Raw genomic sequence first — 11,129 nt, 5'->3', positions numbered from 1 at the left:
CAAGAGGAAGTATAGGGTGTGACGCCTGCCCGGTGCCGGAAGGTTAAGGGGATCCGTTAGCCCTTTTGGGCGAAGCGGTGAACCGAAGCCCCGGTAAACGGCGGCCGTAACTATAACGGTCCTAAGGTAGCGAAATTCCTTGTCGGTTAAATACCGACCTGCATGAATGGCGTAACGAGTGAGGGGCTGTCTCAGGGAGGGATCCAGTGAAATTGTAGTGGAGGTGAAAATTCCTCCTACCCGCGGCAAGACGGAAAGACCCCGTGGACCTTTACTACAGCTTGGCATTGTAGGTGGGATATCCATGTGCAGGATAGGTGGGAGGCTATGAAGCCCGGGCGCCAGCTCGGGTGGAGCCGTCCTTGAGATACCACCCTTGGATATCCTGCCTACTAACCCGCAGCAGTAATCCTGCTGGGGGACAGTGCCTGGCGGGTAGTTTGACTGGGGCGGTCGCCTCCTAAAGAGTAACGGAGGCTCACAAAGGTTGGCTCATGACGGTTGGAAATCGTCAGCAGAGTGTAAAGGCACAAGCCAGCCTGACTGCGAGACAAACAGGTCGAGCAGAGACGAAAGTCGGTCTTAGTGATCCGGTGGTTCTGAGTGGAAGGGCCATCGCTCAAAGGATAAAAGGTACCCCGGGGATAACAGGCTGATCTCCCCCGAGAGCTCACATCGACGGGGAGGTTTGGCACCTCGATGTCGGCTCATCGCATCCTGGGGCTGGAGCAGGTCCCAAGGGTATGGCTGTTCGCCATTTAAAGCGGTACGCGAGCTGGGTTCAGAACGTCGTGAGACAGTTCGGTCCCTATCTGCCGTGGGCGTAGGAAGGTTGAGGAGAGCTGACCCTAGTACGAGAGGACCGGGTTGGACGAGCCACTGGTGTACCAGTTGTCCTGCCAAGGGCAGTGCTGGGTAGCCAAGCTCGGAAGGGATAACCGCTGAAAGCATCTAAGCGGGAAGCCCACTCCAAGATGAGCCTTCCCATGAGGGTGCAGGAAGACTACCTGCTTGATAGGCTGGGGGTGTAAGCCCTGCGAGGGGTTGAGCTGACCAGTACTAATAACCCGAATGGCTTTACTTGCGGTGATGGACAAGACTTTTAACAGCTAACTTTCAGTATATAGTATCAATCCTAGCGGGAAAAGCGTAGGGGAAACACCCAGTTCCATTCCGAACCTGGCAGTTAAGCCCTACAGCGCTGATGATACTGCACCTTTCAGGTGTGGGAAAGTAGGTCCCTGCTAGGATTTATAGTATATACTGTAAGTCCTAAAGCTACTGATCATCTTCTCAATAATTTCTTTTAAACTACAACTGTCAGGGTCTGGCACTGTCCGTTAATTGTCTCTATTTCTCATCTTTTTATAAATTTATTTTATTTTTTTTACATCTATTTTTTATTTACTTACTTTTTAATTATTTGCTTTTATTACTCTTATTTATTTGTTTTTATTTTAAATTTAATTTATATGTCATTTTATAGTTTATTATATTTTTCTGTTTTTTATGTTTTGATTTAATATTTGAATTTAAAGTAAATCTTTTTTATGTCGTATCTAAACTATATTTTTTATACAGAATAAATTTTATATGTAAATTAATGTATTCGATATTTAGTAATCAATATTGTTTTTAAAAAGAGCACTTCTATGCTTATTTTAAAGCATATGAAAAATACTCTTTTGTAATGCAATGAATTGAACCGTGCTGTTTTATTAATGTATTTGCATTAATTGGAATAATGTCTCTGTTTGGAAACAGCTCACAAAACAGGTCATATATATATTTATCATCTTTACTGTCATATACCGGCAGTAACACTGCATTATTTATTATTAAAAAGTTTGCGTATGTGGCAGGCAGACGGTGGTTATCCCATATTCTTGGTTCCGGAAGCGGCAGGGGAATAATATTGAATTTTGTTTTTTTTAGCTCTTTTTCCATTAAAGATAGTTCTTTATAGTGTATATCGTTTTTATCTTCACATTTACAGTATACAATTGTATCTTCATCAATAAATCTTGCAAGTGTATCGATATGAGAATCGGTATCATCACCTTCTAAAAAGCCATGATTTAACCATATAATTTCTTCTATAAAAAGCTCGTTTTTCAAAAACTTTTCTATTTCATCTTTTGTTAAAGGATAGTTTCTATTAGCCTCTAAGAGGCACTGAGAAGTGGTAAGTAGTGTTTTGCCGTTCGTATCTATACTACCTCCTTCGAGTACAAAATTATAGCTTTTATCAATATTAAACAGTTTACGTGATATCTGATTATCCAAATTTGCAGGAAATTTAAGTCCCCAGCCGTTAAATTTAAAATCGAGAAGTTTTACTTCATTGTCTTTTTTTATGCTAATGGCTCCGAAATCTCTTGTCCAGGTGTCATTGTTTTGTACTTTTTTAAATATAAAATTTTTGTGTTTTAAATGTTTGATAGTATTTTCATCCTGATAACAGACAAGTACTTTTTCATATTGTGCAATGGAGTAGGCTATTTCTGTAAATGTGTCAATTGCTTTATTTAAACAGCAGTTCCAGTCTGTATCTTTATGTGGAAATACAAGCTGTACAAATTCCTGCTTTTCCCACTCCGGTATTAGATAATTCATAGTTATCCTTATAAGTTATTTTTATATTAAATGAATTTATTAAAAATTATACTATACTATTTTTTGAAAAAAATTAAAGGAGCATTTATGTTAAAAAAATTAATTGTGGGGAGTTTATTAAGTGCGGGGTTATTATTTGCATATAATCCACTTGACGGAGTAAAAGCACAAAAGGCCGAAGCTTTAAAAATTGTTGGTAATAATTTTGTAACAGTTAAAACACTTAAAACATGGATAAAAGAAGGAAAAGTTAAGATTGTTGATGTAAGAGAAGGTCCAGAGTTTTTAGCAGGGCATATTAAAGGTGCGGTATTAATTCCAAGAGGTGTAATATATGGTGCAGTTAAAAAAGGTAAAATTAAACCAAATCAAAGAATCGTAACTGTATGTAGAACAGGGCACAGAGCACTGCTTGCAGCGGCCACTCTTAAAAAATGGTATAAATTTGATAATGTATATGTATTAAAAGGCGGAATGAAAGCATGGATTAAAAACGGTGGTGTAGTTGTTAACGCAATGAAATTAGGCCCTGTTAAAATCAATTTAATCAGCAAATAAGACTACTTTTAGTCTTATTGCTTTTTATATTTTATTAGTGTCTGTCACTATTTGTCGAGAAAAGTTTATAGTAAAATTTGTTCTTTTTGAAAGAGAATAAAGAAACCTTAAAGGTCTCTCGGATCTGCGATTTTACCTGCAATTGCACTTGCTGCGGCAACTGCGGAGTTGCTTAGGTATACTTCGCTGCTTCTGCTTCCCATTCTTCCTCTGAAGTTTCTGTTTGTAGTGGCTACGGCTCTTTCACCGTCACCAAGGATACCCATATATCCTCCAAGACAGGCACCGCATGTAGGGTTTGCAACAACAGCGCCGGCATCGATTAAGATATCAAGGATTCCTTCATGTTCAGCCTGTTTGTAAATTCTTTGAGTTGCAGGAGTAACGATTAGTCTTACTCTTCTGTGTACTCTTTTACCTTTAAGTATTTCAGCGGCTATTCTAAGATCGCTAAGTGTACCGTTTGTACAGCTTCCGATATATACCTGATCTATTTCGATATCGTCTTTTACAGCCTGGCTGATAGGTTTACCGTTACTTGGAAGGAACGGATACGCTACAAGAGGTTCAAGTTTGTTTACGTCTATTTCAATTACCTGAGAATAGTTTGCGTCAGGGTCTGAATAGTGTATTTTAGGCTCGCTTCTTAAAGGATTGTATTTTTTAACTTCTTCTAAAAACGCTTCTGTGATTTTGTCATATGCAACAATTCCGTTTTTAGCTCCCGCTTCAATAGCCATGTTACAAAGGCTCATTCTGTCATCCATAGGCAGGTTTTCAATAACTTCTCCCGTGAATTCAAGAGCTTTGTATAATGCTCCGTCAACACCTATTCTTCTGATAAGCTCTAAAATTAGATCTTTTCCGTAAACATGCTCGCCTCTTTCACCTTTAAATACAACTTTGATGCTTTCAGGAATTTTAAACCAGCTTTTTCCGGTAATCATACAAAATGCTATATCGGTAGAACCCATACCTGTAGAAAATGCTCCTAAAGCCCCATGCGTACATGTGTGAGAATCCGCACCGATAATAACGTCACCTGGGATTACAAGACCTTTTTCAGGTAGTAATCTATGCTCAATTCCCATATCTTTTTCGTCAAAAAAGTTTTTAAGATCGTGTTTATATGCAAAATCTCTGTTGATTTTAGCCTGGTTTGCGCTTGCAATATCTTTTGGAGGGATAAAGTGGTCTAAAACGATTGCGAAATTATCAGGTTTTGCAAGTTTTTCTGCACCGCTTTCATTAAAAGCTCTGATTGAAATAGGTGTTGTAATATCGTTTCCAATTGTCATATCTACATCGCACATAATAATTTCACCCGGTTTAACCTCGCGGCCTATGTGCTCGGCAAAAATCTTTTCAGTAATGGTCATAGGCATAACTGTCCTTTTTTAATGGAATTATAGCTAATTTGGTATAATATATAAAACATACATAAAGGAATAGGAATGGCAAAAATATTTATATTTATAGGATTGATTTTTATTTTAATAGGTATTATTTTGTATGTATTTAAAGGGTTTCCTCTATTTAGACTTCCCGGAGATATAGTAATAGACAAGGGAAATTTTAAATTTTATTTTCCGATAACGTCCTCAATAATTATAAGTATTGTTTTAAGTGTTCTTTTCAGTATCGTATCAAAGTTTTTAAAATGAGACTTTTTATAGCCACACCTGTGCAGCTTCCGATATACGGAGCTATTAAAAACTCGCTTTCAAAATATGTGGAGGGTAAATGGGTTGAAGGGTGGAATTTACATTTGACCCATAAATTTATAGGGGATGATAAACCGGAAAAATATAAAAACAAACTTAATATAAAAAAAGCAAAATTTAAAATTAAAGGTATAGATACGTTTGGTGAGAGGGTTTTATATTTAAATGCTGATATAGATGATGAGATTAACAGACAGATTAACGAAAAGTTCGGTTTAGAAAATGATAAACCTTTTAAACCTCATGTAACACTTTGCAGGATAAAGAATATTAAAGATAAAAAGTTTTGGGAAGAATTGAAAAAATGGGAAAATATTGAGTTTGAAGTACCTCTTGAAGTGTATCTTTATAAATCCACACTGACAAAAAAAGGTCCTGTATATGAAAAGATCTACAAATATGAATAAAGCCGTGGCTTTAAAATATAAGGCGTACGAAGAAAATGCGCCGAAAGTCTTGGCAAAGGGAAAAGGCGAACTTGCAAGAAAAATAATTGAAAAAGCCAAACTTTACGATGTGCCTCTTTTTCAAAACGAAACTCTTGCGGATATGCTTTTGAATGTTGAGGTGGGAGAGGAGATACCTCCTAAAATGTATAAAGCGGTGGTTGATGTCTTTATATGGCTTTATAAACTTGAGGAAAAGGCTCAGCTCAGCGAATAGTTTAGTGGAAAAGACTAAAGAAATATGATATAATATATAAAATATAAGGAGGGGAAAATGGAAGATTTAAGAGTACTGTTGAAACTTGCGAGAATGTCAATTTTAGAAGAATTCGAAGGAAAAAAACTTATTGATAAAGAAGAATGGATAAAAAAATATCCTTTTTTGGCAGAAAAGAGAGCATGCTTTGTTACGCTTAAAATGAAAGACAAACCAAGAGGGAGTAATCTCAGGGGTTGCATTGGTTCAATCCTTCCTTATCGGCCTTTAATTGACGATGTTGTAGCAAATGCTAAAGCGGCGGCTTTTGAAGATCCGAGATTTCCTCCGCTGACTCCGGAAGAGTTTGAAAGGGTTAAAATAGAAGTAAGCGTGCTTACAATCCCTGAAAAACTTGAATATGAGGATAAAGAAGATCTGATGAAAAAAATACGCCCGGGGGTTGACGGGGTAATTTTACAGCTTGCGAATCATCAGGCTACATTTCTTCCGAGTGTATGGGAAGAGCTGCCGGTTTTTGAGCTGTTTTTTGCGCATTTGTGTATGAAAGCGGGACTTCCGGGGGACTGTCTGATGTATCATCCGACAATTTATACATATCAGGCTATAGAAGTAGAGGAGGAAGAATAATATTTCCCGAAAAGCTTTTTTCGGGATTTGAAATCAAAATGTATAAAATATACAACTTAGAAATGTGACAGACACAAAATAAGAAAGTAAAAAATATATTGTTTAACTTGTATATTAAATAAATTTTATAAATTATATGATTTTGTCGATTTAAACTAAAATAATCGGGAGACAATATGATAAATATTGAGAGGTACGGATTAAATTCGGCAAGTTTTGATTTTTCCTTTACAACAAGTGACGGAGATCTGTTAGAGCTTAAAATGTATGATTCGATTGAAGCTGCAAGTTCATACAAAAAGGGTGGAGGTTTTGAATCGGAAGAGTTTACGCTAAAACATGAGTACGGTTACGAGTTTCATTATAAGGGGAATGGTTTAAGCAAGCAGGACAAAAAAGAAATAGCCGAAGCGTTTAAAAAGATAAAACCGCTTTTTGAAAAGTTTATGGAACAAAAAGACGCAAATGAAAAGGTTATGACAAACACCGCTCAGATGTTAAAAGCATACCTTCCTAAGCCCAAAGACGAAAATCATGCAAATGCGATTAAAAACGAGGGTGTAAAAACGTTTGATGATGTTTTAAAGCAGATTCAGGCGACTCTTGATGAGGTCAAAAAGGCAAAAGAGCTTTTTGACAAACTGTTTGACGATTCTAAAAAATTAGAAATTTTTGCTTAGAGTTTGTAAAATTTTACAACAAGGTATGAAAATATAACGGCTAAAACGAGTCTTATTCCGACTAAAACCCAGAAATTAGCACCGAATAGTACGAATAAAAGCGGATCTTCGATTAAAGAGTGGGCTATCATAAGAAACGTTCCAACATATAAAAGCTCTTTTTTGGTGAGTTTGTCCTTTTCGGCTATAAGTACCCCGGCTCCGTATGTAATCCCTAAAATAATTCCTGTAATAATCGAAAACGAAGCGCTCAGGTTTTTGTTTTTAAACAGTTTTGTTCTGATAAAATGCATTATAAAAATAATAATCGTAATCAGTATAATTATTTTAATTGCTAAGACAGATGCATTGTATAATGACGTGGTGATCATGTCCCAAAACGAATCGTAATGAGGCAGTGTCATCTCTTTTTGAAGCGTTTTGCCTTCAATGTGAATCGGAAGAGTTCTTAAAATAATTACCGCGATGATTCCGACACCAATCCTAAGCAATGTGGAATACCAGTGCGGCATTGAAAGTTTTTTCATTATCGTGTTTTCCACGGGAAGGGCATGTGCAATTCCCAAAAACAGACCCAATATAGTCCATTCGTACGGAGTAAGCCCTAAAGGGGCGGCAAACGCTATAGCCGCATAAAGGTTAAAAAGCACACCTGCTGCAATTGATAGGGACACTTCGGGACTAAGACCCATAATTGACGTAATCGGCTCAAAAATAAATGAAATCTTCTGCAGTATTCCAAGATAAATCAGAATATCGGCCAAAAGATAAAACGGTATTACGAGTTTGATAATTAAAAGTGCAGTTTTTAGTGCCTGGTTTATTAATTGTTTCATAAACTACTTTCTTTTTTTAAGAAATTATAGCAATCTTTGTTAAATAATTTTTCATAACTCTACTCTATTTTTGCCATTTCTTTTTGCTTTATATAAATTAATATCCGCTCTTTTAATTGCCTCATATATTGATGAATCGTCTTTATGTATTTCACTTATACCAATACTTATTGTAAAAGAAAAATGTTTGTCGCCAATATGGATTTTTATTTTTTCTACTTCTTTGCGAATTTTCTCTGCAATTTTATATGTGTTTTCAATATTTGAATTTGGGAGAATAATTACAAATTCTTCACCACCGTATCTAATAAAGATATCATTTTTTCTTATTATCTGTTTTATAGTGCTTACTAAAGAAATTAAAACAAGGTCACCGGTATCATGACCGTATGTATCATTAATTTTTTTAAAGTCGTCGATATCAAGCATAATAATACCAACCTGTGTGTTAGAAAGTTTGTATTTTAAAAATAGTTCTTTTGCTTTTTCTTCTAAAAATCTTCTATTGAATATTTCAGTGAGGCCGTCTTTATAAGCTTTATCGGAATATTTTTCAACTTTTTGTGTAAGAAGTGATATATAAGTTTTAATATCGTTTGCAACATCAATAATATTGTTTTTATAAACATCTAATTCATCTTTCGGAGGTGTTTTTTTAGGTATTTCTTCAAATTTTTGTGTTTTTATTAAATAAAGAATATGATTCATTTCATTTAATTTATCGAACAACCATTTAAACAACATGAAAATAATTGCAAAAATAAATAAAAAACTGAAAATTTCTAAACTCATTTTGTTTAACGCTCTTTTTTTTAGCATTTGCAGACTTTTTGAAATATCATCTTTTATGATTAAATAAGCCATTGTGTTATTGAAAAAATCTTTTATTTCTATTTTAGTAAATACAAAACCATTTTCTGTTTCTAAACCGGAAATTAGTTTTATATTATAAACATTTCCCAATACTTTCCATTTTCCATTTTCGTAAGATGGAAGTTTTTTAAAAAAAGCAAATTTTTCAGGCAGTAACGATTTTTTTAGTATTTGATTATTTAAATATATACTAACATCATTTACACCTAAACTTTTAAATAATTTTTGAAAAGCCTGAATATGTATGCCAAATGATACACTACCTAATAATTTATCTTTGTAAATAATAGGATAGGTAGCTCTGAGCCCCGGATAAAGCCTGCAAACATAAAAATGTGTTGATGGTGTGAAAGAGGTACTAACCCATACAATATCAGCTCTTACTTTACTTACATCCATATTAAAAGCTTTTAAATTAGCAAAATTTACAAAACTTATTGCAGGTCTTTTAAAAAAATGGATTTCTTCCAATAAATCAGTAGAATGTAAATTTTTATAAAGAGGCATAACAAAATCAATTAATTCTTTTCTGTTATTTTTTAAATAAGAATCAATTACAGTCTGTGATGAGGAAATAAATTTTGCCAACGAATTCAAAAAATTTTTTTTGTCAGTTAATATAACTTTATATTCTTTTACTCTTGTATTGTATATTTGCTCAGCTTTTTCTTTCGATAATATGTTAATACTCTTATTTGTATAATAAATTGATGCACAAATCACTAAGCAGCACATTAAAAAGATAGATAAGTATATTTTTATTCTCAAATTTTACCTTTATGCCCAAGAGGGGCAAAGAGTTATTATTCAGCCCTTAACACCGCTCCGTTGCTGGCGTTGGTAACTAACATTCTGTATTGTTTTAGCCATTTGCCAGGTACTTCTTTTTTGATAGGAGTGAATTCTTTTTTTCTTTTTTCTATTTCTTCCGGAGTCAAATCTACGTTTATTGAGAAATTGTCAACGTCTATTTCGATAATATCCCCGTCTTTTAGAAGTCCGATCATACCGCCTTCCGCCGCTTCAGGAGATACGTGCCCGATGCTAAGTCCCCTTGTGGCGCCTGAGAATCTACCGTCCGTAATCAACGCAACGTCGCTTCCGAGCCCCATACCCATAATAAGACTTGTAGGTGCGAGCATTTCCTGCATTCCGGGACCGCCTTTTGGCCCTTCGTATCTGATAACTACAACATCGCCTTTTTTGATTTTGCCGCTTGTGATTCCCTCAATGGCTTCCTGCTGGGAGTTAAAGCAAACAGCTTTTCCTCTGAATTTTCTCTCACCCGTAATTCCGGCTGTTTTAATAACACATCCTTCTTCCGCGAGGTTTCCGAAAAGTATAGCAAGACCTCCTACTTTGCTGTAAGGGTTTTCGATAGGGTGTATTACTTCAGGATCTTTAACCTCTGCGTCTTTAATTCTATCGGCTACCGTTCCGCCTTCGATTACAGGGTTGTCAAGGTAAAGGATAGTATCGCTTCTTCTGCTGATTTCCTTCATAACCGCGCTCATTCCGCCGGCTCTGTGGATATCTTCCATATGAACCGTTTGAAGTGACGGTGAAATTTTTGCAATGTGAGAAGTGTGTCTTGCAATTTCGTTTAGTTTATGAAGATCAAAATCAACATCCGCTTCTTTAGCGATAGCCATCATGTGAAGTACGGTATTTGAGCTTCCGCCCATTGCCATGTCTACCACGAATGCGTTGTGGATCGCTTTTTCGTTGATGATGTTTTTGATTCTGTACTGCTCTGTTAGCTGTTCGTCTTTAGCGATTTCGCATATTCTTCTGGCTGCAGCTCTTAAAAGCTCTTCCCTCTCAGGCGTAAGAGCTAAAACGGTTCCGTTTCCTTTAAGCGCAATACCCATAGCTTCGATTAGAGTATTCATAGAGTTTGCCGTAAACATACCAGAACAACTTCCGCCTCCCGGACATGCAAGACATTCGAGATTGTAAAGTGTTTCTTCGTCGATTTCGCCTTTTTCGAATTTACCGACTCCTTCAAATACCGTAGCAAGGTCAATCGGAGTTCCGTCAGGCATATGCCCGGCTCTCATAGGTCCGCCCGTTACGAAAATAGACGGAACGTTCACTCTAAGAGCACCCATTACCATACCCGGTGTAATTTTGTCACAGTTAGGGATACAGATAAGTGCGTCGAGTTTGTGCGCGTTCATAACAGTTTCGATTGAGTTTGCGATAATCTCACGGCTCGGCAGAGAATAAAGCATACCGTCGTGACCCATTGCAATACCGTCATCAACGCCGATTGTGTTGAATTCAAACGGCACACATCCGTTTTTTCTGATTTCGTCTTTAACGATTTCGGCGTATTTGTTTAAGAAAAAGTGTCCCGGGATTATTTCGATAAAAGAGTTTGCAACACCGATAAACGGTTTTTCAAAATCTTCGTCTTTAAGTCCCGTAGCTCTGAACAGACTTCTGTGAGGGGCTCTGTGCCATCCTTTTTTTACTTCATCACTTCTCATGGGTTTCCTTTTTTATCGTTATTTTATCACAATTTTAAGGATTTTAATTTGATATAA

At 36.2% G+C, this 11,129-nt stretch carries 11 protein-coding genes and 2 rRNA genes (1 of these 13 cut by a window edge); 8 read left to right on the top strand and 5 right to left on the bottom strand.

The window, feature by feature from the left end; translation table 11 throughout:
- Together NAMH_RS08640 and rrf are read left to right on the top strand one after the other, a co-directional pair.
- Window positions 1–1,084, top strand: a 23S ribosomal RNA gene (locus tag NAMH_RS08640); it begins 1,826 nt to the left of the window's first position.
- Window positions 1,085–1,134: 50 nt separating this feature from the next.
- Window positions 1,135–1,250, top strand: a 5S ribosomal RNA gene (gene rrf, locus NAMH_RS08635).
- Between the two features lie 406 nt (window positions 1,251–1,656).
- Here rrf and NAMH_RS08630 read toward each other — a convergent pair.
- Complete coding sequence (locus NAMH_RS08630; RefSeq protein WP_015902117.1) at window positions 1,657–2,616, bottom strand: agmatine deiminase family protein; 960 nt, start codon at window positions 2,614–2,616, stop codon at window positions 1,657–1,659.
- 87 nt (window positions 2,617–2,703) lie between these two features.
- Here NAMH_RS08630 and NAMH_RS09055 point away from each other — a divergent pair, with 87 nt between their 5' ends.
- A complete protein-coding gene (locus NAMH_RS09055; RefSeq protein ID WP_015902722.1) occupies window positions 2,704–3,174 on the top strand; it encodes a rhodanese-like domain-containing protein in 471 nt (156 codons plus the stop codon).
- A 107-nt stretch (window positions 3,175–3,281) separates the two neighbouring features.
- On the opposite strand, the gene leuC is transcribed toward NAMH_RS09055, so the two are convergent.
- Window positions 3,282–4,559 carry a 3-isopropylmalate dehydratase large subunit gene (gene leuC, locus NAMH_RS08620; RefSeq protein ID WP_015901935.1) on the bottom strand — a complete coding sequence of 426 codons (1,278 nt, stop codon included), beginning with the start codon at window positions 4,557–4,559 and terminating at the stop codon, window positions 3,282–3,284.
- Window positions 4,560–4,628: 69 nt separating this feature from the next.
- Between leuC and NAMH_RS08615 the strand changes: the two genes are divergently transcribed.
- The 5 genes from NAMH_RS08615 (at window position 4,629) to NAMH_RS08595 (ending at window position 6,871) form a co-directional block, all read left to right on the top strand.
- Window positions 4,629–4,838, top strand: coding sequence for a DUF2905 domain-containing protein (locus tag NAMH_RS08615; protein WP_015902579.1), 210 nt, complete (start codon window positions 4,629–4,631; stop codon window positions 4,836–4,838).
- On the top strand, window positions 4,835–5,305 hold the full coding sequence (gene thpR, locus NAMH_RS08610; protein WP_012663734.1) for an RNA 2',3'-cyclic phosphodiesterase: 471 nt from the start codon (window positions 4,835–4,837) through the stop codon (window positions 5,303–5,305). Before NAMH_RS08615 ends, thpR begins: the two co-directional genes overlap by 4 nt.
- Entirely contained in the window at window positions 5,280–5,561 is a 282-nt protein-coding gene (locus tag NAMH_RS08605) for an EscU/YscU/HrcU family type III secretion system export apparatus switch protein (protein ID WP_143709765.1), read from the top strand. The genes thpR and NAMH_RS08605 overlap by 26 nt, the downstream gene beginning before the upstream one ends.
- Before the next feature lie 57 nt (window positions 5,562–5,618).
- Window positions 5,619–6,191: an AmmeMemoRadiSam system protein A gene (gene amrA / locus NAMH_RS08600; protein WP_012663471.1), complete on the top strand. Its 573-nt coding sequence runs from the start codon at window positions 5,619–5,621 to the stop codon at window positions 6,189–6,191.
- A gap of 176 nt (window positions 6,192–6,367) precedes the next feature.
- The gene (locus NAMH_RS08595; protein WP_015902006.1) at window positions 6,368–6,871 is read left to right on the top strand and encodes a hypothetical protein; all 504 of its coding nucleotides are present in this window, start codon (window positions 6,368–6,370) and stop codon (window positions 6,869–6,871) included.
- Here the strand turns inward: NAMH_RS08595 and NAMH_RS08590 are convergent.
- From NAMH_RS08590 to ilvD, 3 genes are read right to left on the bottom strand one after another with little or no spacing between them, the layout of a single operon-like run.
- Window positions 6,868–7,707 carry a nucleoside recognition protein gene (locus NAMH_RS08590; protein ID WP_015902721.1) on the bottom strand — a complete coding sequence of 280 codons (840 nt, stop codon included), beginning with the start codon at window positions 7,705–7,707 and terminating at the stop codon, window positions 6,868–6,870. The two genes, NAMH_RS08595 and NAMH_RS08590, sit on opposite strands and share 4 nt — an antisense overlap.
- A 51-nt stretch (window positions 7,708–7,758) precedes the next feature.
- Window positions 7,759–9,348 carry a GGDEF domain-containing protein gene (locus NAMH_RS09050; protein WP_049751156.1) on the bottom strand — a complete coding sequence of 530 codons (1,590 nt, stop codon included), beginning with the start codon at window positions 9,346–9,348 and terminating at the stop codon, window positions 7,759–7,761.
- A gap of 35 nt (window positions 9,349–9,383) precedes the next feature.
- Window positions 9,384–11,072, bottom strand: coding sequence for a dihydroxy-acid dehydratase (ilvD, locus tag NAMH_RS08580; protein ID WP_015902238.1), 1,689 nt, complete (start codon window positions 11,070–11,072; stop codon window positions 9,384–9,386).
- Between the last annotated feature and the right edge of the window lie 57 nt (window positions 11,073–11,129).

It is taken from the genome of Nautilia profundicola AmH, assembly GCF_000021725.1.
In the GTDB taxonomy this organism is placed as follows: Bacteria; Campylobacterota; Campylobacteria; order Campylobacterales; family Nautiliaceae; genus Nautilia; species Nautilia profundicola.
The sequence above is the reverse complement of the archived record's forward strand: the minus strand, read 5'-3'. Positions and strand labels throughout refer to the sequence as shown.